The organism is Catellatospora vulcania (assembly GCF_009720385.1).
In the GTDB taxonomy this organism is placed as follows: Bacteria; Actinomycetota; Actinomycetes; order Mycobacteriales; family Micromonosporaceae; genus Catellatospora; species Catellatospora vulcania.
Map to the genome: position 1 here is coordinate 14,840 of NZ_ML769310.1, position 21,400 is coordinate 36,239.

At 71.9% G+C, this 21,400-nt stretch carries 22 protein-coding genes; 14 read left to right on the forward strand and 8 right to left on the reverse strand.

What is annotated here, in order from left to right:
• Nucleotides 1-144: 144 nt before the first annotated feature.
• Nucleotides 145-792: a hypothetical protein gene (locus F6W97_RS17765; protein ID WP_155371479.1), complete on the forward strand. Its 648-nt coding sequence runs from the start codon at nt 145-147 to the stop codon at nt 790-792.
• Entirely contained in the window at nt 789-3,209 is a 2,421-nt protein-coding gene (locus tag F6W97_RS17770; RefSeq protein WP_155371480.1) for an AAA family ATPase, read from the forward strand. The genes F6W97_RS17765 and F6W97_RS17770 overlap by 4 nt, the downstream gene beginning before the upstream one ends.
• 75 nt (nt 3,210-3,284) lie before the next feature.
• On the opposite strand, the gene F6W97_RS17775 is transcribed toward F6W97_RS17770, so the two are convergent.
• Nucleotides 3,285-5,552, reverse strand: a complete 2,268-nt coding sequence (locus tag F6W97_RS17775; protein ID WP_155371481.1) for an ATP-binding cassette domain-containing protein — start codon at nt 5,550-5,552, stop codon at nt 3,285-3,287.
• Nucleotides 5,553-5,650: 98 nt separating this feature from the next.
• Between F6W97_RS17775 and F6W97_RS17780 the strand changes: the two genes are divergently transcribed.
• Nucleotides 5,651-6,391, forward strand: coding sequence for a TetR/AcrR family transcriptional regulator (locus F6W97_RS17780; protein ID WP_155371482.1), 741 nt, complete (start codon nt 5,651-5,653; stop codon nt 6,389-6,391).
• Between the two features lie 20 nt (nt 6,392-6,411).
• Nucleotides 6,412-6,963 (forward strand): hypothetical protein, encoded by a 552-nt coding sequence (locus F6W97_RS17785; RefSeq protein ID WP_155371483.1) that lies wholly within the window; start codon nt 6,412-6,414, stop codon nt 6,961-6,963.
• Between the two features lie 11 nt (nt 6,964-6,974).
• On the opposite strand, the gene hypF is transcribed toward F6W97_RS17785, so the two are convergent.
• The gene (gene hypF, locus F6W97_RS17790) at nt 6,975-9,281 is read right to left on the reverse strand and encodes a carbamoyltransferase HypF (RefSeq protein ID WP_196279202.1); all 2,307 of its coding nucleotides are present in this window, start codon (nt 9,279-9,281) and stop codon (nt 6,975-6,977) included.
• 71 nt (nt 9,282-9,352) lie between these two features.
• Here hypF and F6W97_RS17795 point away from each other — a divergent pair, with 71 nt between their 5' ends.
• The gene (locus F6W97_RS17795) at nt 9,353-9,940 is read left to right on the forward strand and encodes an HAD domain-containing protein (protein ID WP_230686774.1); all 588 of its coding nucleotides are present in this window, start codon (nt 9,353-9,355) and stop codon (nt 9,938-9,940) included.
• A 16-nt stretch (nt 9,941-9,956) separates the two neighbouring features.
• The gene (locus F6W97_RS17800; protein WP_155371484.1) at nt 9,957-10,502 is read left to right on the forward strand and encodes an MOSC domain-containing protein; all 546 of its coding nucleotides are present in this window, start codon (nt 9,957-9,959) and stop codon (nt 10,500-10,502) included.
• Here F6W97_RS17800 and F6W97_RS17805 read toward each other — a convergent pair whose 3' ends face one another.
• From F6W97_RS17805 to F6W97_RS17815, 3 genes are all read right to left on the reverse strand, one after another.
• Nucleotides 10,503-11,504 (reverse strand): hypothetical protein, encoded by a 1,002-nt coding sequence (locus tag F6W97_RS17805; RefSeq protein WP_155371485.1) that lies wholly within the window; start codon nt 11,502-11,504, stop codon nt 10,503-10,505.
• Between the two features lie 38 nt (nt 11,505-11,542).
• Nucleotides 11,543-12,253, reverse strand: coding sequence for a hypothetical protein (locus F6W97_RS17810; RefSeq protein WP_155371486.1), 711 nt, complete (start codon nt 12,251-12,253; stop codon nt 11,543-11,545).
• Nucleotides 12,254-12,324: 71 nt separating this feature from the next.
• The gene (locus F6W97_RS17815; RefSeq protein WP_155371487.1) at nt 12,325-12,819 is read right to left on the reverse strand and encodes an SRPBCC family protein; all 495 of its coding nucleotides are present in this window, start codon (nt 12,817-12,819) and stop codon (nt 12,325-12,327) included.
• Nucleotides 12,820-13,048: 229 nt separating this feature from the next.
• On the opposite strand from F6W97_RS17815, the gene F6W97_RS17820 reads away from it, so the two are divergent.
• Complete coding sequence (locus tag F6W97_RS17820; protein ID WP_155371488.1) at nt 13,049-13,432, forward strand: PRC-barrel domain containing protein; 384 nt, start codon at nt 13,049-13,051, stop codon at nt 13,430-13,432.
• 51 nt (nt 13,433-13,483) lie between these two features.
• Here F6W97_RS17820 and F6W97_RS17825 read toward each other — a convergent pair whose 3' ends face one another.
• Entirely contained in the window at nt 13,484-13,969 is a 486-nt protein-coding gene (locus tag F6W97_RS17825) for a hypothetical protein (protein WP_155371489.1), read from the reverse strand.
• Between the two features lie 153 nt (nt 13,970-14,122).
• Between F6W97_RS17825 and F6W97_RS17830 the strand changes: the two genes are divergently transcribed.
• Complete coding sequence (locus F6W97_RS17830) at nt 14,123-14,395, forward strand: GlsB/YeaQ/YmgE family stress response membrane protein (RefSeq protein WP_155371490.1); 273 nt, start codon at nt 14,123-14,125, stop codon at nt 14,393-14,395.
• 89 nt (nt 14,396-14,484) lie between these two features.
• Here F6W97_RS17830 and F6W97_RS17835 read toward each other — a convergent pair whose 3' ends face one another.
• Complete coding sequence (locus tag F6W97_RS17835; protein WP_155371491.1) at nt 14,485-15,117, reverse strand: alpha/beta hydrolase; 633 nt, start codon at nt 15,115-15,117, stop codon at nt 14,485-14,487.
• Nucleotides 15,118-15,332: 215 nt separating this feature from the next.
• Here F6W97_RS17835 and F6W97_RS17840 point away from each other — a divergent pair, with 215 nt between their 5' ends.
• Nucleotides 15,333-15,797, forward strand: a complete 465-nt coding sequence (locus F6W97_RS17840) for a MarR family winged helix-turn-helix transcriptional regulator (RefSeq protein ID WP_155371492.1) — start codon at nt 15,333-15,335, stop codon at nt 15,795-15,797.
• Nucleotides 15,794-16,453 carry a hypothetical protein gene (locus F6W97_RS17845; protein ID WP_155371493.1) on the forward strand — a complete coding sequence of 220 codons (660 nt, stop codon included), beginning with the start codon at nt 15,794-15,796 and terminating at the stop codon, nt 16,451-16,453. The genes F6W97_RS17840 and F6W97_RS17845 overlap by 4 nt, the downstream gene beginning before the upstream one ends.
• 219 nt (nt 16,454-16,672) lie before the next feature.
• On the opposite strand, the gene F6W97_RS17850 is transcribed toward F6W97_RS17845, so the two are convergent.
• Nucleotides 16,673-17,875 carry a cryptochrome/photolyase family protein gene (locus F6W97_RS17850; RefSeq protein ID WP_155371494.1) on the reverse strand — a complete coding sequence of 401 codons (1,203 nt, stop codon included), beginning with the start codon at nt 17,873-17,875 and terminating at the stop codon, nt 16,673-16,675.
• A 69-nt stretch (nt 17,876-17,944) separates the two neighbouring features.
• On the opposite strand from F6W97_RS17850, the gene F6W97_RS17855 reads away from it, so the two are divergent.
• The 4 genes from F6W97_RS17855 to F6W97_RS17870 all read left to right on the forward strand — a co-directional run bounded on the left by F6W97_RS17855 (nt 17,945) and on the right by F6W97_RS17870 (nt 21,345).
• Nucleotides 17,945-18,865 carry a MerR family transcriptional regulator gene (locus F6W97_RS17855; protein WP_155371495.1) on the forward strand — a complete coding sequence of 307 codons (921 nt, stop codon included), beginning with the start codon at nt 17,945-17,947 and terminating at the stop codon, nt 18,863-18,865.
• 84 nt (nt 18,866-18,949) lie between these two features.
• Nucleotides 18,950-19,822 (forward strand): GNAT family N-acetyltransferase, encoded by an 873-nt coding sequence (locus F6W97_RS17860; RefSeq protein ID WP_155371496.1) that lies wholly within the window; start codon nt 18,950-18,952, stop codon nt 19,820-19,822.
• Nucleotides 19,819-20,925, forward strand: coding sequence for an o-succinylbenzoate synthase (gene menC, locus F6W97_RS17865; RefSeq protein WP_155371497.1), 1,107 nt, complete (start codon nt 19,819-19,821; stop codon nt 20,923-20,925). Before F6W97_RS17860 ends, menC begins: the two co-directional genes overlap by 4 nt.
• A 93-nt stretch (nt 20,926-21,018) precedes the next feature.
• Nucleotides 21,019-21,345 (forward strand): hypothetical protein, encoded by a 327-nt coding sequence (locus tag F6W97_RS17870; RefSeq protein ID WP_155371498.1) that lies wholly within the window; start codon nt 21,019-21,021, stop codon nt 21,343-21,345.
• Nucleotides 21,346-21,400 lie beyond the last annotated feature (55 nt).

Sequence of the window (21,400 nt, forward strand, 5' to 3'; positions counted from 1 at the left end):
GAGCACCGACAGCCACCGTGTTGGTCGGTGACACCACCGTAGGTGTCGTCGCCCGCACGCGAGCAGTGACCGATCAGGACAGCCCGACAGCGGTGGGGGCGCGTCATGAAGGACAGGCGGCAGGCAGCGGGAATTCGGGCGGCGATGATCGCCCTCCTCACGACGGCGGCGCTCGTGCTGGGCGGGTGCGGGGCGCCGGAATTCGACTACGTCAAGAACGCCGACGACGGCGTGTACTTCAAGGTCCCCAACGGCTGGCAGCGCATCGAGCATGAGGCGATGGACTGGATGCTGTCCGGCGAGGACCCCGCGTCGATGGCCGCGGCGGCGCGGCGGGAGCGGATCTGGTCGGTCGGCTACGACGCGTCCATCGCGGCCCAGCCGCTGCACCTGTTCCTCGGCACCGGCGACGAGCCGTTCGTGTACGCCATGGTCCGCCGGCTGTCCGAGGACGAGATCAACGCGGTGTCCCTGAACGGGGCCCGTGACCTGCTGCTGCCGGTCACCGACTCGGCCCGCGCCGACAACGCGGCGAACCCGGTGTTCCAGGGCTTCGAGCTGGTCTCCGACGAGATCCTGCCGACCGAGGGCACGGTCCGCGGGGTGCGCTCGGTCTTCAACTACAGCCCCGGCGGCGGCTCGCTGCAGACGTTCGACCAGACCGTCTACGTCGACGACGCCGGGCGGCGGCTGTACCAGTTCATCCTGCGCTGCTCGGCCTCGTGCTACCGCACGCGGGCGGCGGAACTCGACGTGGTCGTGCAGTCCTTCACGGTGAGGAGCGTGGCATGAGCGAGCCGGTGGAAGGGCTGCGTCCGCCAGGGGAGCCGGCGCGGGTGGACGAGCGGCCCAAGCGCAAGAGGCTGCCGTTCTGGGACCGGATCAAGTTCCTGTTCCTGTTCGCGGTCGCCTGGCTGGTGCTGGTGTGGGCGGAGATGGCCGACTTCCCGGGCGGCATGCCGTTCGTGGAGGCGGTGCGCATCCACCTGGTGGAGTCGCGCTGGCTGCTGATCCTGGCCGGGCTGGAACTGCTGCGGCAGGTGCACTTCCTGGTGAGCGAGCACTGGGCCGGATACCACCGGTTCTGGAGCCACCGGGTGTTCGGCGGCGCGGAGCGTTTCTCCCGTCGGCGGCTGTCCGACTGGACCAGGTTCCGACTGGCCCGGATCCTGAAGTGGGTCTTCTGGATCGTGGTGTTCGCCTTTGTGGCCGGCGCCGTGCTGGACACCTCGCCGGTCCTGGCGCTGTTCCAGGCCCCGGCGATCCTGTGGGCGCTCATGCCGTTCGTGTTGCAGATGGTGTTCCTGCTGTTCGTCGTCGTGATGCAGTTCGTGGCGATCTTCTGGTTCCTGTCGCGCGGCGGCGTCGAGGTGTACTACCCCGACGACATCAAGACCCGGTTCGCCGACGTGTGGGGCCAGGACCACGTGCTGGCCCGGGTGCGGGAGAACATCGTCTTCCTGGAGCAGCCCGACGCGATCGAGGCCAAGGGCGGCTACGTGCCGTCCGGCCTGCTGCTGTGGGGTCCGCCGGGCACCGGCAAGACGCTGATGGCCGAGGCGGTGGCCGGGGAGACCGGCAAGCCGTACGTGTTCGTCGACCCCGGCGCGTTCACCAACATGTTCATGGGCGTCGGCATCCTCAAGGTGAAGTCGCTGTTCCGCAAGCTGCGCAAGCTGGCGCTGCGCTACGGCGGCGTGATCGTGTTCTTCGACGAGGCCGACTCGCTCGGCAGCCGCGGCCAGCTCGCCCAGGGCGGCCCCGGCTTCCCGCGCGGCATGACCCCGGTGTTCAGCACCGGGCCGGGCTGCCACGGTTTCGGCTACCTGTCACCGGACACGCAGTGGCGGCTGGCCAGGCACACGGCGGCCGAGCACGCGACCGAGGAGCCTCCCGCGCCGCTGCGGCGCAACCGGTTCGTGATGGGCGGGGGCATGAACAACGGCGGGGGTATGGGCACCCTGCAGGCCCTGCTCACCGAGCTGTCCGGGCTGAAGAAGCCGCGCGGCTTCGTCAACCGGTACGTGCGCCGGGTGCTGGGCATGCGCCCCAAGCCGCCGCCGCGCTACCGGATCCTGGTGATGATGGCGACGAACCTGCCGGAGGCCCTGGACGAGGCGCTGCTGCGCCCGGGGCGCATCGACCGGATCTACAAGGTCGGCTACCCGAGCAAGGCCGGCCGGGTCCGCACCTACGAGGGCTACCTGGGCAAGGTGCGCCATGAGCTGACCGCCGCCGAGGTCGACAAGCTGGCGACGATCACGCCGTACGCCACCGGGGCGACCATCAAGGACCTGATCAACGAGGCGCTGATCACCGCGATCCGGGACGGCCGCGAGGTCATCGCGTGGCGTGACGTGATGCGCGCCAAGCAGCTCAAGGAACTCGGGCCGCCCGAGGACGTCGAGTACATCGAGCGGGAACGGCACGCCGTCGCGGTGCACGAGGCCTGCCACGCCGTCATCGCGTACCGCACCCGGCACCACATGGAGATCGACATCGCCACCATCGAGAAGGGCAGCGACTACCTCGGCATGGTGGCCAGCATCCCGCCCGAGGACCAGTTCACCCGGTGGCGCACCGAGTACGAGGCCGACATCTGCGTGTCGCTGGCCTCGCTGGCGGGGGAGCGGATGTTCTTCGGCGGCGACAGCTCGTCCGGCGTGTCCGGGGACCTGGAGTCGGCCACCACGGTCGCCTCGTTCATGGAGGGCTACTGGGGCATGGGCGGCACCGTGTCGTCGTACTCGACGGCCAAGCGGCTGGAGGTCGGCGCGCCCGGCGGTGGGCAGCGCAAGAAGGGCCAGGACACCGAGGCCGAGGTACGCCGGGCGCTGGCCGACCGGATCGAGGACATGCTCGGCGACCTGCTGACCCGCACCGCCGAGCTGCTCGGCCGGCACCGCCGCGACGTGCTGGCCCTGGCCCACGCGCTGGAGACGCACAAGACGCTGACCGGTGACGACGTGGTCGCCGTGCTCGAAGGCCGGTCGGGCCCGGTCGTCGACGGCACCCTGTACCGCTCCGAGGAGTTCCTCGCCGAGCTGGACGCGTACCACGAAGCCGCCGCCGCGGCCCACCTCGGCCACAGCCGGGTGACCATGGCCCTGCCCGCAGCCCCCGTGCCCGCAGTGGCCGTGGCGGCGGCGACCGCCCCCCGGGCTGAGGACCCCCCTCCCCCCGAGCCCTCCGACCAGCCACAACCCTGAAAGCGATAGGAAGGGCACCTTCTACACGGACGTCCGTTAAGAAGGTGCCCTTCCTTTGCCTTGGGGGCTTGCGCTTTAGGCGAGGTGGGTGCGTAAGTGGGCGGCGGTCAGCGAGTGCTCGTTGTTCAGCAGCGCGTGCGGCGTCCCCGCGAAGACGACCTGCCCGCCGTCGTGGCCCGCGCCGGGGCCCATGTCGATGATCCAGTCGGCGCGGGAGATGACGTCGAGGTTGTGCTCGATGACGATGACCGTGCTGCCGCCGTCGACGAGCCGGTCCAGCAGGCCGATGAGGTTGTCGACGTCGTTCATGTGCAGGCCGGTGGTGGGCTCGTCGAGCACGTAGACGCGCGAGCTGTTGCCCAGTTCGGTGGCGAGCTTGAGGCGCTGGCGCTCGCCGCCGGACAGGGTGTCCAGCGACTGGCCCAGGGTCAGGTAGCCGAGGCCGACGTCGACCAGCGCGGTGACCATCGGCTTGATCGCCTTCTCGGTGAAGAACGAGGCCGCCTCGGTGATCTGCATGCGCAGGATGTCGCTGATGTTCTGCCCGCGCAGCGTGTGTTCGAGGACCTCGGGCAGGAAGCGCCGGCCGTCGCAGGCCTCGCACGTGCTCACCACCGGGTCCATGAAGGCCAGGTCGGTGTACAGCAGCCCGATGCCCTGGCACTGCGGGCAGGCGCCCTTGGAGTTCGCGCTGAACAGGGCCGCGTTGACGCCGTTGGCCTTGGCGAACGCCTTGCGGATCGGGTCGAGCACGCCGGTGTACGTGGCCGGGGTGGAGCGTTTCGAGCCGCGGATCGGCCGCTGGTCGATGAAGATCGCGTCGGGGTGGTGCCGGGGCAGGCAGCCCTGGATGAGCGAGCTCTTGCCGGACCCGGCCACGCCGGTGACCACGGTCAGCACGCCCTGCGGGATGGACGCGGTGACGCCCTTGAGGTTGTGCAGCGCCGCGTCCTTGATGACCAGCTCGCCGGTGGCCGTACGCACCGTCGGCTTGAGCGCCTGGTGGCGGCTCAGATGGTTGCCGGTGAGCGTGCCGGAGGCGGCCAGCCCGGCCAGGTCGCCGGAGTAGACGACCTGGCCGCCGTCACGCCCGGCGCGCGGGCCCATGTCCACCACGTGGTCGGCGATGGCGATGACCGAGGGCCGGTGCTCGACGACGAGCACGGTGTTGCCCTTGTCGCGCAGGCGTACCAGCAGCTCGTTGAGCCGGTGCACGTCGTGCGGGTGCAGCCCGACGCTGGGCTCGTCGAACACGTACGTCATGTCGGTGAGGCTGGAGCCCAGGTGGCGGACCATCTTCACCCGCTGCGACTCGCCGCCGGACAGGGTGGCGCTGGGCCGGTTGAGGCTGAGGTAGCCGAGCCCGATGTGGGTGAGGTTGTCGAGCCGCGCCGCGAGCGAGTTGAGCATCGGGGCGAGGGTGGGCGCGTCGACGCCGCGGATGAACGCGGCCAGGTCGGCGACCTCCATCGCGGCGCACTCGGCGATGTTGCGCCCGTCGATCCGGCAGGCCAGGGCGGCGGCGTTGAGCCGGGCCCCGCCGCAGGCCGTGCAGGCGGACCGGGTGGCGATCCGGTCGATCGCGGCCCGGATGTGGGCTGCGGTGGTCTCGGTCTGCTTGGTCAGGTAGAGCCGCTTGAACTTGGGCACCAGGCCCTCGTAGGTGGAGTTCATGCTGCCCGCCGGGGTGGCCAGCTTGACCTTCGCCTCGGGCAGGTACATGAGCTGGTGCCACTCGTCGGGCGTGTAGTCGCGCAGTTTCTTGTCGTTGTCGAAGAAGCCGGACTGGGTGATGATCGCCCAGAACCAGCTGTCCACGTTGAAGCCGGACAGCCGGATCGCGCCCTCGTTGAGCGACTTGTCCCGGTCGACGATCGCGTCCTCGTCGATGGCGGCGACGTCGCCGAGGCCCTCGCAGTCCGGGCACATGCCGTTGGGGTCGTTGAACGACAGCACGCCCGGGTTGGCGACCGGCGGCGAGCCGAGCCGGGCGAAGATCAATCGGAGCATGGAGTACGCGTCGGTGACCGTGCCGACGGTGGAGCGGGAGTTCCCGCCCAGGCGCTTCTGGTCGACGATGATCGCGGCGGACAGGTTCTCCAGCGAGTCGACGTCCGGCTGGCCGTAGCCGGGCAGCAGCGACTGCAGGAAGGCGGTGTAGGTCTCGTTGATCAGGCGCTGCGACTCCGCGGCGATGGTGTCGAAGACCAGCGAGGACTTGCCCGAACCGGACACACCCGTGAAGAGTGTGATCTTACGCTTCGGGATGTCGAGACTGATGTCCTTGAGGTTGTTCTCGCGGGCTCCGCGTACCTGGATGAAGCCGTAGTCAGCAGTCGTCACGGGCAGACCTCCGGGGATCGGGTCGGTGGGGGCGGCTTGCAAGCGTAGCGTGTACCGTACGGTGTACGCCAACGGATAAGACGAGGTGGAGTGTTCCCGTGAGTGCCAAGAGTGACCCAGGTCGCAGCCTCGCGCTGCTGTGGGGCTCGCACACCCGGCCCGGCCGGTCCGGCCTGACGGTCCGCGCGATCGTCGACGCCGCGATCGAGCTGGCCGACACCGAGGGCCTGGACGCGGCCACCATGCGCCGGGTGGCCGACAAGATCGGCTCGGGCACCATGTCGCTCTACACCCACGTGCCCGGCAAGACCGAGCTCAACGACCTGATGGTCGACACGGTCATCGGCGAGCTGTACACCGGTGTCGACGACCCGGCCGGCCACGGCGGCTGGCGTGAGGGCCTGCGCTACGTCGCCGAGCGCAACTGGGACGTCAGCCTGCGCCACCCCTGGCTGCTCGACGCCACCGGCGGCCGTCCCACGCTCGGCCCGAACGCCGTCCTCAAGTACGAGGCCGAGCTGCGGGTGCTCGACGGCATCGGCCTGACCGACCTGCAGATGGACTCGGTGCTGACCCTGGTGCTCACCCACGTCGAAGGCGTCGCCCGCAGCCACGCCGGCCTGGCCCGTGCGCAGCGCGACTCGGGCCTGACCGAGCAGGAGTGGTGGCGGGCCACCGCCCCCGTGCTGGAGCGCGTCATGACCGGCCACGACTTCCCGGTCGCCGGTCGCGTCGGCGAGGCCAGCAGCCAGGTCTACCAGGCCTCGGCCGACCCGGTCCACGCGTTCGCCTTCGGCCTGGATGTCATCCTCGACGGTGTGCAGCGCCTCATCGACTGAACCGGAGGAGGGGACGCCCGGTGGACGAACCCGAGTGGCTCGCGGTCCGCATGGCCGACGGCTCGTCGGCGACCTGGCGAGTCGAGTACGAGTTCGATGACGACTGCCGGCTGTCGCTGATCGATCCCCGCGGTCACCGCTACGACGCCGGCGGGCAGGATCTGTACGACTGCCTCAAGCAGATCCGCCGACGAACCGATGGTGCGGGAATCCTGCTCTGCTGCAACGGGGCCAGAAGGAACACCAGACCGTCGGGCTTCATGAGCCAGCACACCGGCGCCAGCAGCATCTACCGGGTGTACCGGTGGCGGTCCGGCGTGCCGCCGTGCGACCTGGTGTACATATTCGGCTATGCGCCGCCTCGTGCGATCGTCACCGTCGAGGAGCAGGAGGCCCACCTGGAAAAGGTGGACAGACACCTCAGCTCGAACGTCGTGTTCCTGAACCCGATGTTCTGGATCTGCTTCGGCTATCGAGAGCTTTACTACCGGGTACAGGACGCACTCGCGAAGCGTCGACCAGCCAGCACGGACAGGAATCGGCGGACCGAAGGCGATCGGGGCACGGCGTGACCCGTGCCGCCTCACCGGCGGTCGCGGGCCCCTGCCACCGCGACCTGGCCGAGGCTGAGGCCGCCGTCGTTGCACGGCACCTGCCGGTGCGTCAGCACCCGGAACCCCGCCAGGGCCAGCCCGTCCAGCGTCCGGCCCAGTAGCAGCGTGTTCTGGAAGACCCCGCCGGACAGCGCCACGGTGTGCAGGCCGTGCCGCTCGCGTACCAGCAGGCAGGCGTTCACGATCAGGTCGGCGACCCCGGCGTGGAACCGGGCCGCGATCTCCGGCGCCGCCACCCCGTCCAGCCGGTCCGCCAGCACCGCCTCGACCAGGTCGGCTCCGCTGAGGGTCAGCACCGGGTCCTCGACGATCTCCGCCGGGTAGCCCTTGACCTCACCGCGCCGCGCCACCTGCTCCAGCTCGACGGCGGCCTGACCCTCGTAGGTGACCTCGTCGCGCAGGTCCAGCAGCGCCGCCACCGCGTCGAACAGCCGCCCGGCGCTGGAGGTCAGCGGCGCGTTCACGCCCGCCCGCGCCGCGCCGCGCAGCGGCCGCCACGCCTGCGCGTGCCGCCGCGTCACCGGCAGGTCGGGCAGCGTGCCGCCGATCGCGTCCAGGTAGGACAGCGCCATCCGCCATGGCTCGCGCACGGCTGCCGCGCCGCCGGGCATCGGCACCGCGGCCAGATGACCCGCCCGGGTGTACGCCGCCAGATCCGCCACCAGGATCTCGCCGCCCCACAGCGTGCCGTCGTCGCCGTAGCCCAGCCCGTCGAAGGCGACCCCGATCACCGCCTCCTGCTCCCCGTGCTCGACCAGGCAGGATGCGATGTGCGCGTGGTGGTGCTGCACCCCGACCAGCTCCACCCCGGGGCGTTCCTGCGCGTACGCCGTCGACGGGTAGTCCGGGTGCAGGTCGTGCGCGAGCAGCTCGGGCGTGATCCCCAGCAGCCGCTCCAGGTGCGAGACCCCCTCGGTGTACGAGCGGAACGTGGCGGCGTTCGCCAGATCGCCGATGTGGTGCGACAGCGTCGCGAACTCGCCCCGGGCCATGCAGAACGTGTTCTTCAGCGCGCCCCCGCAGCCGAGCACCGGCCGGCGCAGCTTCAACGGCAGCCGCACCGGCCGCGGCACGTACCCGCGCGAGCGGCGCAGCAGCATCGGCGAGCCGCGCACCACCCGCGCCACCGAGTCGTCGGTGCGCAGGTGGATCGGCCGGTCGTGGGTCAGCGTCACGTCGGCGATGCCGGTCAGCCGGGCCATCGCGTCGTCGTCACGGTAGGCGATCGGCTCGTCGGAGACGTTGCCGCTGGTCATCACGAGCGGCCGGACGATCGTGGCGAGCAGCAGGTGGTGCAGCGGCGTGTACGGCAGCAGCACGCCCAGCTCGCGGCAGCCCGGCGCGACCGCGTCGGCGATCCGGTGTGCCGGATGGCGGGTGCGGCGGGGCAGCAGCACGATCGGCCGGGCCGGGTGGCGCAGCAGCCGCGCCGCGGCGGGTTCCACCTCGGCGATCGCCGCCGCCTCGGCGAGGTCGGCCACCATCAGCGCGAACGGCTTGTCCTCGCGGTGCTTGGCGGCCCGCAGTCGGGCGGCCGCCTCGGGATGCGTCGCGTCCACGGCCAGGTGGTAGCCGCCCAGGCCCTTGATCGCGACGATCGCGCCGCCGCGAAGCAGCCGCGCCGTCGCGGCGATCGGGTCGGCGCCGGAGGTGAGCAGCGGACTGCCGTCCATGCTCAGCAGGCTCAGCCGGGGTCCGCACGCCGGGCAGCAGACCGGCTGGGCGTGGAAGCGGCGGTCGTCGGGGTCGCCGTACTCCTTGGCGCAGTCGTCGCACATGCCGAACCCGGCCATGGTCGTGTTCGGCCGGTCGTAGGGCACGCCGCGCACGATGGTGAACCGGGGACCGCAGTGGGTGCAGTTCGTGAACGCGTACCCCTGCCGGCGGCCGCCCCCGCCGGTGGTCTCTTCCAGGCAGGCCTCGCAGGTCGCGGCGTCGGGGGTGACCTGCGCCGCGGGCGGGCCGGACGCGTCGCTGGGCACGATCGTGAAGCCGGGCGAGCCGGTCACCGGCAGCGGCGCGGCCGTCATCGAGTCGATCACCGCGAGCGGCGGGCGTTCCAGGTCGAGCGCGCAGAGAAACACGTCCAGCGCGCTGCGCGGCCCCTCGGCCTCGATGAACACGCCCTCGGTGTCGTTGCCGACGTGTCCGCGCAGGTGCAGCCGCTGCGCGAGGGTGTAGACGAAGGGCCGGAACCCCACACCCTGGACGATCCCGGCGACCCGTACCGCCAGCCGCTCATGGGAGGCTTCGTCTGAAATCACCCCGTATGCCATGACATGATTCTGCGGCCCCGCACCCGGAAAACCGGCGGACCCGCCCGGCCCGACCTCGCTACAGTTCGCCGATGACCCGGCCGCTGCTGTTCCTCGACGTCGACGGACCGCTCAACCCGTACGCGGCGAAACCCGAACGCCGACCCGAGGGCTACCTCACCTACCGCATGGCGCTCGCGTCCGAGTGGGGCTCCGACGTCTACGGCCGCCGCAAGCCGCTGCGCGTGTGGTTGCGCCCCGAGCACGGGCCCGAGCTGCTGTCGCTGCCGTACACCCTGGTCTGGGCGACCACCTGGACAGCCGAGGCGAACGAGTGGATCGCGCCGGTACTGGGCCTGCCCGAACTGCCCGTGGTCGAGTGGCCGCAACCGCGCCAGGCCGGACGCGTGCACTGGAAGACCCGCCGGCTCGTCGAGTGGGCCGACGGGCGGGACTTCGCCTGGGTCGACGACGAGGTCAGCGACGCCGACGTCGCCTGGATCGGTGCGCACCACCCCGGGCGGGCCCTGGTGCACCGGGTGGACGCCCGCCTCGGACTGCGCGAGGGTGACTTCGCGGCGCTGGCCGCCTGGGCGCAGCCTGCCGCGGCCGACGCGGCGTCAGCGGACGCAGGTCATCTGGCTCGGGGCCACGACGGGAAACCGGAGACGGCTGCCTGAATGCGAGAATGTGCCCATGTCTGCTCCGTTCGTGGTGGCCGTCAGCAGGGACGCCGAACACCGTTTCAGCAAGCCGAACCTCGACGAGATCGAGTTGATCGCGGGGCTGGGCGTGGCCGGGGACGCTCATGCGGGCGTGACCGTGCAGCACCTGTCGCGGGTCGCCGCCGACCCGACCCAGCCGAACCTGCGCCAGGTCCACCTGATCCACGCCGAGCTGCACGACGAGGTACGCGAGCAGGGCTTCGACGTCGCACCGGGCCAGCTGGGCGAGAACATCACGACCCGCGGCCTGGACCTGCTGTCGCTGCCCCGGGGCACGGTGCTTCGGATCGGCCCGCAGGCCGTCGTCGAGGTGACGGGCCTGCGCAACCCCTGCGCGCAGATCGACGGGCTCCAGGGCGGGCTGCTCAAGCAGGTCGTGCACCGCGACGACGACGGCAGCCTGATCCGCAGGGCGGGCATCATGAGCATCGTGCTCGCCGGCGGCCCGGTGCGCCCCGGTGACACGGTCACCGTCGAACTGCCCGCCGAGCCGCACCTGCCCCTCGACCGCGTCTGATCACCGCCCGGCCGCACGCCGGACCGCGGCCAGGTTCTCCTCGGTGTCGTGGCAGTCGACGTGGGTCGGATAGACCATGAAGTCCGGGGTCACCGCGAGCTCCGACCAGTCGTGCCGGTTCAGCGCGTACGCGACCTCCAGCAAGAGGTCCCGCACCCGGTGGCGCTCGCCGGACAGGCCGATCTCCTGGTCGAGCAGCTCTGCGGCCTCGTGCAGGTCGGGGTCGTCCTCGTCCACCGGGTCGGTGTCGCACTGCTCGAACTCGGCCGGGTTCCACAGGATGTCGTCCGCGTCGTCCTCGGCGAGCCACTCCTGCCGCTCGGACTCCAGCCCCAGGGCCCAGGTCGGCAGGCACGACTCGAAGTAGGACAGGCCCAGGCAGTAGAACGGCCCGTCGACTTCGGTCCGCGTAGCCACGAGCCGCGGCAGCCGGTCCACCAGCATCCCGGCGACGACTTCACACTGCCCGTCGAGGGAGAACCCGGGCGGGGGCCGCCGGTAGGTGACCTCAGTGGTCGAACGGCCCTGCAGACAGGTCGTCTCGATGCGCTCCAACAAACCCGCCGCATCGTGGGTGACGGCGATCCTCGCCCAGGGCCGGCCGTCCTCCGTCACGTCGATGCGGCTGAGCAGACCGTCGTGGTAGGTGTACTCCTCGGTGCGGCGCCCGCCACGGGCCTCCTTGGAGTACCGGCGCAGCAGGCCGTCGGCGTACTCGAAGCGGTCCAGGTGGCCGCGCTTGCCGTCGAAGGCGTCCATCCGCACCTCCTCGATCACGTCGCGGAGGTGGGTCCAGGTCGTCTCGTTGGTCTGCCGCCCGCTCAGGAACCCGGAGAACTCCTGCATGACCACGGGGCGGTCGGCGTCGTCGAAGCCGTACCGCACGACGTCCTCGGTCGGCGGTGGCCGCTCGGCCAGCCGGACTCCGGCCGCGTATCGGTAGCGCTCCCGCCAGTACGGCTTGAGTTCGAAGGCCTCACCGGTGTACCACTCCCAGCGCATCCCGGCAGGCTACCGGCCGACACCGACACGCGGGGGGCTCAGCCGAGGCGCTCGACCGTCACCGGGATCAGGCCGTGCGCACGGGCCAGTTGCCGCAGGTCGCACAGCAGCGCGGGCACCGCACCGGCGGGCCCGTCGCGCAGGCACGCGGTCAGGTCGACGGCCCAGCCCAGGCCCGGCCCGACCCGCCGCAGCTCCCAGCTCAGCTCGTGCCCGTCCACCTCGCGGCGGGCCCGCCCGACGAGGCGGCCCGAGGGGTCGGCCTCGGTCTCGACCGGCTCCAGCCGCCACCACAGCCGCAGGCACTGCAGCCCGGGCCGGTCCAGCTCGCCCGCGAAGAGGATCCGGTACACGTGCCGGTCCCGGAAGCCGGGCGGGGCCTGCGCCGGTCCGAGGCGCAGCACCGGGGCGGAGGGCAGTGGCAGGAAGTCGCCGAAGCGTGCTCGCAACCAGGTCTCGTCCGGCAGCTCGCCACCGCTGAGCTGCCGCAACGCGGTCTGCGCCGCGCCGCGGTCGACGGCACGCACCCGTGCCCGGAGGCCTTCGTCGGTGCGCAGGTCGCGGCTGAGCGCCGGGGTGCACAGCCACGAGCGAACCGTCTTCGTCCAGCTCAGGTTGTCGATCCCGATGGCGGTGCCGTCGTCCCGCAGCACCAGCTCCTCGACGATGACCGCCTCCGGACGAGCGGGCTCGTCCGCGGCGAGCACGTAGTAGTCCAGCTGCCGGATGCTGGAGGACGGGAGGGGCATGTGCAGATGATGCACCCTGGCGGGCCGCTCTGCGTAGTGCGACCCGCGCCCGAAGGGTGCCCCAGGCGGGGTCAGTGCCGGGCGACGCGCTCCAGCCGCACCTCGGCCAGCGCGCGGGCGTCGTACGTGTTCTCCCGGTTCTCGGCGAAGTCGGCCAGCCGGCTCAGCGCCTCCCGGTTGCGGCCGTGCAGCACCAGGTCGTTGAGTTTGTTGCGGAAGGCGAGCAGCGGGCCGCGGCTGAAGTCCTCGACGATGGTGACCAGCGTCGAGCCGGCATCCAGGCGGACCAGGCGGATGTCCACGACGGCCTCGCCGAGGGGCCACATCCGCGCCCGCATCACCAGCCGGTGCGGCGCCTCGCAGGCGACCACCTGGGTGATGTCCGCCGTCGACAGCGGCCACGGCCCGACCTTGTGGTGCAGGCGGCTGCCGCGGACGGGCCAGGAGGAGTCGACGTCCCTGATGTGCGCTGTGCCGACGACCCAGTCCGCGTACGTCCAGCCGTCGGCGAGGACGGCGAAGACGCGCTCGGGCGAGGCCGCGATGACGCGCTCGGTTCGTGCCATGGCGGAGTCGTACCCGGCCACGGCCCGAATTATGCATTTCGCCCATAAGCCGCGCAGGCCCGCCCATGATCCACCGACTTGCCTGGCAATCGTGGATATCTTGACCGGCCATTCGCCCAGGTGCCTGGCAAGTCTGGTGATCTTGAGTGGGGGAGGGCGGGTTAGGCGGGGGTGGGAGCGGGTAGGCGGTCGTCGTCAGCAACCAGTCCAACGAGGAGGAGGAATACTCATGACTGCCATGAACCCGATCCCCTGGGACCCGTGGAGCTACAGCGCGGACCTCGACTACAAGACGACCGACGAAGGCGGGGACCGCTCGATCGTCGGCTTCCACGTCGAGGCCGTCGACGGCGGTATCGGCAAGATCGATGAAGCGACCGGGGCTGTCGGCTCCAGCTACATCGTGGTCGACACCGGTCCGTGGATCTTCGGCAGCAAGCGGATGCTCCCCGCGGGAGTCGTGAACAACATCGACTTCAACGAGGAGAAGGTGTACGTCAGCCGCTCGAAGGCCGAGATCAAGGATGCTCCGGAGTACGATCCGGACCTCCGCGACGAAACGCTGTACCGCGATCAGGTCGGCACGTACTACGCCGATCGTGAACGTCGGTGACGATGTGAAAGGACGGGCCCCGGCGTTCGCGCCGGGGCCCGTCCTTTGCTGCTACGCGGGCGGCGGCGCCTCGCACAGGCAGCACGTGTAGTCGCCGTCCTTGACGAGGTTCAGCTCCGCGCAGCCGGGGCAGCGGCGGAACTCGAACGCGGCCGTGAAGCCACCGCGGTGGGCGATCCCGGCGCGGTCCAGCGCCGCGGCGACCGCCGGCCACGAGGCCGGTTCGGGGGCGTATCCGGTGGACTGGTTGCTGACCTCGGCGACGGCCCAGCCGGCGTCCGCGCGTCGCAACGACATCTCACCCGCGCTCAGCACGTCGCCGCCGCCCGCGCAGGCGACGTGCTCGCTGCGCCGGTCGGCCGCCAGCAGCAGCCCGTCCGCATCGACGACGTAGGTGAACGGGTCAGCGCCCGCGTACGCCGCCCACGCGTCCACTGCCGCCGCCGAGTCCAGCGGCTGCCCGCGGTGCCGGGCGTCGACCGTTGCGAGCAGCTCGGGCGGGCCGCCGTACCGGTACCGCCGCCTGACGTCGTCCATGCGAGCAGTGTGCGCGCCGGGTGCGGGTGCGGCCACGGCCTTTCCGCGGCCGCGTGAGCCAGGCCACCACGGGTCGGGAATGGACGTCGCGCTGGTTTGTGGCCCCCGGGGTGCGGGCATCTCCATGCCAACGACAGGGAAAGGAAGGACACCGTGGAAATCACCGGTATCTTCACCGCCATCATCATCGGTCTGGTCATCGGTGTGCTCGGTCGGCTGGTCCTGCCGGGCCGGCAGTCCATCGCGTTGTGGCTGACCATCGTCATCGGTGTGGCCGCCGCGCTGCTGGGCACGTTCGTGGCCAACGCCTTCGACGTGGCGAGCACGGGCGGCGTGGACTGGCTGGAGCTCCTCTTCCAGATCGGCTTCGCGGCGCTGGGCGTCGCACTGGTCGCGCCGATCGCCTCGCGGTCGCGCCTCGACTGACCTAGCAGCCACGATGCGGGCCGGGCACGACGCCCGGCCCGCATCAGGCTGTTCAGGGCACGTTCCGCTCGCGGGTCGGCGGTGGGTGTTCAGGAGGCGGGCACGGCCGCCGTGTCCGTGCGGGGTGTCTGAGCCGCCACGAAGTCGCCGACGAGCCGGTGCCAGTACCGGGCGCGGCGCACCATGCCGTGTCCGTCGCCGGTGACGCTCAGGAACGTGACGTGCGCACCGGCCTTCTCCGCCGCGACGGCGTACCGGCGGGAGGCGGCCGGGTCGGTGATCCGGTCGGTGACGCCGTGGGCGATGAGGACGGTGCGCCCGGCGAGCTGCCGCACCGGATCACCGGGCTCGATCCACGGGGCGAGGGCGCAGACGGCGGTGACCAGCGGATCCCCTGCGCCCCACAGGGCGGCACGACCGCCCATCGAGTGCCCGACCAGGATGACCGGCAGGCCTGGATGGCGCTCATGGGCCCGGTCCAGGGCCCATGCCAGGTCGCGGACCGGATCGGCGGCCGCGCCGTTCCAGCCGCGGAAGCGGTAACGCAGCCGCCATACCGTGACGTCGCCGGGCATGGCCCGCCGGAAAGGCAGCATCCGCAGGTACGCGGCCCGGCCGCGGTGGGCCCGGCCGTGCCCGTCGGCCGCCCCGCCGTGCAAGAGGATCACCAGCGCCCGGGGCCCGCCGACAGCCTCACGGATCTCCAGCGCGGGTTCGCGCATGTCTGCTCCCTCGCCTCGCGGTACGTCCGTGGCCCTGCCGCGCACCGCTCCGCGGGGCGGACATCCAGTGTCCCTCCCGGCGGGCGGCACCGTGTGTTCCAGGAGGCCCCGCTCCCAGCCGCCGGGGCGGGCCAGCTTGCCACCCAGATAGTGGCATGACATCATTGTGTTCCTAGCACATAGTGAGTGTGCATCACGATATGCCGGAGGAGCCCATGGCCGAGCAGCGGCACTACGCGGCGCTCGACCGCGTGCTCGAACTGGTCGTGCTGATCAACAAGGACATGACCGAGAGCCTGGCCAAGGACGGGCTGACCCCGTCCCGGACCACCCTGCTGTGGCTGCTGCGCAGCACCGGGCCGAGCACCCAGCGGGCGCTGGCCGACGGGCTCGGCGTGAGCGCGCGCACCGTGACCGGACTGGTCGACGGCCTGGAGGCCACCGGCTTCGTGGTCCGGCAGCCACACCCCACCGACCGGCGGGCGCTGCTCGTCTCGTTCACCGAGCACGGCGCGGCGGTCGTCGCGGAGATGGAAAGACAGCACGGCGAATTCGCCGACCTGCTGTTCGGCGGCATGCCCGAGGACCGGTTCGAGTCCCTGTACGCGGGACTCGGCGAGATCGTGGACCGGCTGCGCTCGGTCGGTCTGACTTTCACCCCCACCGAGGAGCCCTCATGACACCCACGGCGAAGACGCACTGGTCGACGCGGCTCCGGCGGCTGATCCGCCGGCTCTGGGTCTATGAGATCGCCATGTGGCGCAGCCTCTACCGCTGGACCCTGCGCCGCCCGCTGGTCACCGAACCCGGAGCGGCGGCGTTCGGCCATGCCAGTTCGACGACACCGGTCATCTGGGTGTTCATCGTGCTGTCCGCGATCGAGATCCCGGCCGTCGACCTGCTGCTGCCGTGGGAGAGCGCCCGGCTGACGCTGGCGTTCCTGGGCGTGTACGGCCTGGTCTGGATGGTCGGCCTACTGGCCATGGTGAAGACGCACCCGCATGTGGTGGCCCCCACCGGGCTGCGGCTGCGGCAGTCGGCGACGGTCCTGCTGCCGGTCCCGTGGGAGAACGTGGTCTCGGTCGGCACCCGCAACCGCTCGCTGCCGACCGGCCGCACGTTCCAGTACGAGCAGACCCCCGACGGCGCCGTGCTGAGCATCGTCGTTCTCAGCCAGACCAACGTGGACATCGTGCTGCGCGAGCCGACCGTGTTCCAGCTCCCGAAAGGCCCGACGGAGCCCGTGACCGAGCTGCGGGTGTGGGCGGACGACCCCAAGGCGATGGTGGCGGCGGCACGTGGCCACCTGGCGCGGGCCGGCGCCTCCGCGGCTTGAAACGCGCACCGCAGGCCCATGATCACGGCTGTTGTGATCATGGGCCTGGGTCGATAGCGGAAACAATCGGCAGGTCAGAGGCTATGTCTGGCCGACCATGCCTTGGCGCTCGCCCGCGAACCGCGCACGCTGCATCGGTACGGCCGGCGGTCGCGGGCGCAAATTCGCTGGTCCTGGGCCAGGAAGCCGCATCGCCGACGCGATGGAACCGGTACCGGCTCAGGTCCAGCGGCGGACGTACTCGCCGTCGGGGTCGAAGCGTTCGGCCTGGCGTTCGGGGCTGAAACGGCGGTACGGCTTGGTGTCGGTGCCCGTCCCGGCGACCCACTGCCAGTTGCCGTTGTTGTTGGCGACGTCGGCGTCGATCAGCAGCCGGTTGAACCAGGCCGCGCCCTCGCGCCAGTCCAGCCCGAGGGTCTTGGTCAGGTAGGACGCGGTGACCAGCCGGGCCCGGTTGTGCATCCAGCCCTCGGCGGCCAGCTGCTTCATGCCCGCGTCCACGATCGGCACCCCGGTCTCGCCGGCCTGCCACGCCTGGAGCGCCTTCGGGTCGTCCTTCCACTGCTCCTGCGCGCCCGGCCGGTAGGCCTGCGTGCCGAGCTTCGGGAACGCGGCCAGCAGCTGGTGGTAGAAGTCGCGCCAGCACAGCTGCCGCAGGTACGCCTCGGGCAAACCGTCGGCGGTGGCCAGGGCGAGCGGGGACAGGCAGCCGAAGTGCAGGTACGGGCTGAGCCGGGAGGTGGCGTCGCCGGGCAGGTCGTCGTGCCGGTCGGCGTACGCCGCGGCCTTGGTCTTCCATGCTTTGAGGCGGCGCAGGGCCTCGCTCTCGCCGCCGGTCATCGGGCTCGGCGACTCGCTCTTCGCGTCGCCGAGGACCTTTCGCGGGTCGTCGCCGGTGACGCCGTCGGGCAGGTGGACCTTGCGCGGGGTGGCGACCGTGCCGCGCCAGCGCCGCGACTGCCAGGCCCGCCAGTAGGGCGTGAACACCTTGTAGTGGTCGCCGCCGGTCGACGGGGTGACCTCGCCCGCGGGGACGATCGTGACACCCGGGAACAGTTTGAGCGCCAGCCGCTCGCGGGCGCAGGCCCGGGTGAGCCGTTCCTGGCGGCGCGTCGCGTATCCGGACACGTCGGCGGTCAGCGCGATGCCCTCCGCCCCGACCTCGCGGGCCGTGCGCACCGCCTCGGCGACCGGGTCGCCGGAGCGCACCAGCAGGTCGCCGCCCCGGTGGCGCAGGCCCTCGCGGAGGTCCTGCAGGCTCTCCAGCAGGAAGCGGCGGCGGTTGTCCGGCACGGTCAGCGCCGGGTCGGCGACGAACAGCGGAACGACCCGTTCGGCGTTGGCGCACGAGGCGGCCAGCGCGGGATGATCGTGCACGCGCAGATCACGGGTCAACAGCACCACGACGGTATTCATGATCATCCCCAGGCGTTCGGCGGGAGATAACGATGCAGCAATCAACGCAACTGTACGCTGCGATAGGCTCCTGAGGTGGTAGGCGAGGACGAAGGGCTGAGCGCGGGCGCCGTCGCGCGGCGGCTCGGCATCGCCGTCACGACCCTGCGCACCTGGCACCAGCGCTACGGGCTCGGGCCCAGCGGCCACGACCCCGGCCACCACCGCCGCTACGACGCCGAAGCCCTGGCCCGCCTTGAGACCATGCGGCGGCTCACCGCCCAGGGTGTGCCCGCCGCCGAAGCCGCCCGCGTCGCCCGCTCCGCCGGACCCGACGGCATCGCCCGGCTCGCCGACGAGCGCCCGCACACCCGCGACGGCGGAGGCCACACCATCGCCGTCGGTCGGGCCGGCGCGCAGGCCCGCGGCCTGGCCCGCGCCGCCATGCGGCTGGACGCGCTGACCGTACGCCACCTGGTGCAGGAAGCCGTCGCCGAGCACGGCGTCGTCGACGCCTGGCAGGACCTGCTCGTGCCGGTGCTCGTCGGCATCGGCACCCGCCACGCCGCCACCCAGCGCCTCATCGACGTCGAACATCTCGTCTCGCGCTGCGTCAGCGAGGTCTTCGGCGGCGTGCGCCGCCCCGCCCCCGGCACGCCGGTGCCGGTGCTGCTGGCCTGCGCCGACGAGGAGCAGCACAGCCTGCCCCTGGAGGCGATGGCCGCCGCCCTGGCCGAACGCGGCGTCGCCGCCCGGCTGCTCGGCGCCCGGGTGCCCCCGCGCGCCCTGCTCGACGCCGTACGCCGCACCGGCCCGGCCGTGGCGCTGGTGTGGTCGCACCACCCCGACACCGCCGACCTGGCCACCCTGCAGGCGTTGCTGGACCTGCCCCGCCGTCCCACGGTGGTCGCCGCGGCCGGACCCGGCTGGCCCGACGAGCTGCCGGGCGGGGTGCTGCGGCCACGCTCGCTCGACGAGGCACTCCAGCTCGTCGACTCGATCGTGCCGGTGCCCTGACGGCGGCCGAACGCGGAGGAGCATGATCGGGCCTACGGTGAAGACGGCGGCGGGGCACGCCCGGCGGCGGGAGAGTGGGGCGACGTGACGGAGCAGATCACGGTGGACGCGGTGATGCGGGCCGAGGAACTGGCCCGCGCCGCGGCGGACCGGGTGGGCGTACGCATGCGCGAGCTGTCCACGGTGGCCGAGCAGAACGCGGCGGCGGACCTGCTGTGCCGGGTGTGGCGCGCGGACTCGCCGGACCAGATCGTCAACGCCGGCATGATGCGCGCCCTGGAACACTCCGGCAACTACGTCGTCGGGGCATACCGCGGCAACGAGCTGATCGGCGCGGCCGTCGCCTTCTTCGGCGCGGGCCACCTGCACTCGCACGTCGCCGGAGTGGACCCGGCCCGGCAGAGCGGCGGCGTCGGCTTCGCGCTCAAGCAGCACCAGCGCGCCTGGTCCCTGGCCCGCGGCATCGGCGAGGTGTGCTGGACCTTCGACCCGCTGGTGCGCCGCAACGCCCATGTGAACCTGCACAAGCTCGGCGCGACCGCGGCGGAGTACCTGCCGGACTTCTACGGCGCGATGCACGACGGCATCAACGCCGGCGAGGCCAGCGACCGCCTCTACATCCGCTGGGAGCTGCTGTCGCCGGCCGCGTCGGCCGCCGCCCGGGGCGAGGTGCACGAGCCGGACCTGTCCGCGCTGCGCGCCGCCGGGGCGGCCGAGCTGCTGGGCCGCACCGAACGCGACGCGCCCGTGCTGCCCGCGGCCCCGCCGCCCGCCGACGGGCGGGTGCTGCTGGTCGCGGTGCCGGGCGACGTGGAGCGGCTGCGGGTGGAGAACCCGGCGGTGGCGAGGACGTGGCGGCCCGCGGTGCGGGAGGCGATCTGCGGGGCGCTGGAAGCCGGCTACCGGATCACCGGGATGAGCCGTGACGGATGGTACGTGTTGGAGGGCAAGTCATGAAGGTGACCGGATTCGAGCTGCGCCGGATCGCGATGCCGCTGGTCAGTCCGTTCCGGACCTCGTTCGGGGTGGAACTCGACCGCGACGTGCTGCTGGTGCGGGCGGTCACCGAGGACGGGGCGCAGGGCTGGGGCGAGTGCGTGGCCATGTCCGCGCCGCTGTACTCCAGCGAGTACGTGGACGGAGCCGCCGAGGTGATCCGGCGCTTCCTGATCCCGGCGGTGCTGAGCCTGCCCGACGCCGATCCGTACCTGGCCGAGGTGCCGTTCGCGAAGATCAAGGGCCACCCGATGGCCAAGGCCGCAGTGCAGACGGCACTGCTGGACGCGAAGCTGCGTACGGCCGGCACGCCGCTGGCGGCGCACCTGGGCGCGGTGCGCGACCGGGTGCCCGCGGGCGTCTCCGTCGGCATCATGGACTCGATCCCGGAGCTGCTCGACGCCGTCGAGGGCTACCTGGCCGAGGGCTACCTGCGGATCAAGCTGAAGATCCAGCCCGGCTGGGACGTCGCGCCGGTCCAGGCCGTACGCGAGCGCTTCGGCGACATCGCGCTCCAGGTCGACGCGAACACGGCGTACACCCTCGCCGACGCCCGCCACCTGGCCAAGCTGGACCCGTTCGACCTGCTGCTGATGGAGCAGCCGCTGCCCGAGGACGACATCCGCGGTCACGCCGAGCTGGCCAGGCAGGTGCGCACGCCGATCTGCCTCGACGAGTCGATCACCAGCGCGCGGGCCGCCGCGGACGCGATCGCGCTCGGCGCGACCTCGGTAGTCAACATCAAACCCGGCCGGGTCGGCGGCTACCTGGAGGCCCGCCGGGTGCACGACGTGTGCGCCGCCAACGGTGTGCCGGTCTGGGTCGGCGGCATGCTGGAGACCGGCATCGGCCGCGCCGCCAACGTGGCCCTTGCCGCGCTGCCCGGCTGCGTCCTGCCCGGCGACACGTCCGCCTCCGGCCGCTACTTCAGCCGCGACGTGACCGCCCCGTTCGTACTGGCCGACGGGCACCTGGCCGTGCCGACCGGACCGGGCATCGGCGTCGACCCGGACCCCGCCGCCCTCGCCGAGGTCACCACCGCCACCGAGTGGATCGCACGCTGACCCGTTCGCCGCATTCGCGGCGACTCGCCGGTGGCGGAGCGTGGTCGGGCCGTTGGCCGGACCGGGGCGGCCGCCGTCGGCGACAATGACGGCGTGGCTGCGCGTACCCGGCTCCGTGTCGACTGGCTGGCGCTGGTCGTGGTGCTGCTGTGCCTGCTGTCGGCGGGCGGGTACGTCATCGCCGTCGTCGGGCAGGGCGGCACCCCCGTGCTGTGGTTCGTCGGCGGCCTGCTCGTCGCGGCGGCGCTGACGCTGGGCGGCGCGCTCGGTGCGCGGCGACGCCGGTCGGCGGCGCTGCTGGCCTCCGGCGTGCTGCTGTGCGCACTGGGCGCGCTGGCCCTGTTCAGCGTCGGCCTGCCCGTCATCGCGGCAGGTCTGATCGCCTTCGCCGCGGCGGCCCGCGCCCGGGTCACCACCTGACCGGTACGCCACCGGTTCATGATCGGCGTACGGTGTGCGGACCGGCGCTGTGGCC

Excerpts from the sequence above, each read along its gene's own strand:
- F6W97_RS17765 (WP_155371479.1), top strand. The coding sequence starts at position 145 with ATGATCGCCCTCCTCACGACGGCGGCGCTCGTGCTGGGCGGGTGCGGG.
- F6W97_RS17770 (WP_155371480.1), top strand. The coding sequence starts at position 789 with ATGAGCGAGCCGGTGGAAGGGCTGCGTCCGCCAGGGGAGCCGGCGCGG.
- hypF (WP_196279202.1), bottom strand. The coding sequence starts at position 9,281 with ATGGCATACGGGGTGATTTCAGACGAAGCCTCCCATGAGCGGCTGGCG.
- F6W97_RS17795 (WP_230686774.1), top strand. The coding sequence starts at position 9,353 with ATGACCCGGCCGCTGCTGTTCCTCGACGTCGACGGACCGCTCAACCCG.
- F6W97_RS17800 (WP_155371484.1), top strand. The coding sequence starts at position 9,957 with ATGTCTGCTCCGTTCGTGGTGGCCGTCAGCAGGGACGCCGAACACCGT.
- F6W97_RS17805 (WP_155371485.1), bottom strand. The coding sequence starts at position 11,504 with ATGCGCTGGGAGTGGTACACCGGTGAGGCCTTCGAACTCAAGCCGTAC.
- F6W97_RS17810 (WP_155371486.1), bottom strand. The coding sequence starts at position 12,253 with ATGCCCCTCCCGTCCTCCAGCATCCGGCAGCTGGACTACTACGTGCTC.
- F6W97_RS17815 (WP_155371487.1), bottom strand. The coding sequence starts at position 12,819 with ATGGCACGAACCGAGCGCGTCATCGCGGCCTCGCCCGAGCGCGTCTTC.
- F6W97_RS17820 (WP_155371488.1), top strand. The coding sequence starts at position 13,049 with ATGACTGCCATGAACCCGATCCCCTGGGACCCGTGGAGCTACAGCGCG.
- F6W97_RS17825 (WP_155371489.1), bottom strand. The coding sequence starts at position 13,969 with ATGGACGACGTCAGGCGGCGGTACCGGTACGGCGGCCCGCCCGAGCTG.
- F6W97_RS17835 (WP_155371491.1), bottom strand. The coding sequence starts at position 15,117 with ATGCGCGAACCCGCGCTGGAGATCCGTGAGGCTGTCGGCGGGCCCCGG.
- F6W97_RS17840 (WP_155371492.1), top strand. The coding sequence starts at position 15,333 with ATGGCCGAGCAGCGGCACTACGCGGCGCTCGACCGCGTGCTCGAACTG.
- F6W97_RS17845 (WP_155371493.1), top strand. The coding sequence starts at position 15,794 with ATGACACCCACGGCGAAGACGCACTGGTCGACGCGGCTCCGGCGGCTG.
- F6W97_RS17850 (WP_155371494.1), bottom strand. The coding sequence starts at position 17,875 with ATGATCATGAATACCGTCGTGGTGCTGTTGACCCGTGATCTGCGCGTG.
- menC (WP_155371497.1), top strand. The coding sequence starts at position 19,819 with ATGAAGGTGACCGGATTCGAGCTGCGCCGGATCGCGATGCCGCTGGTC.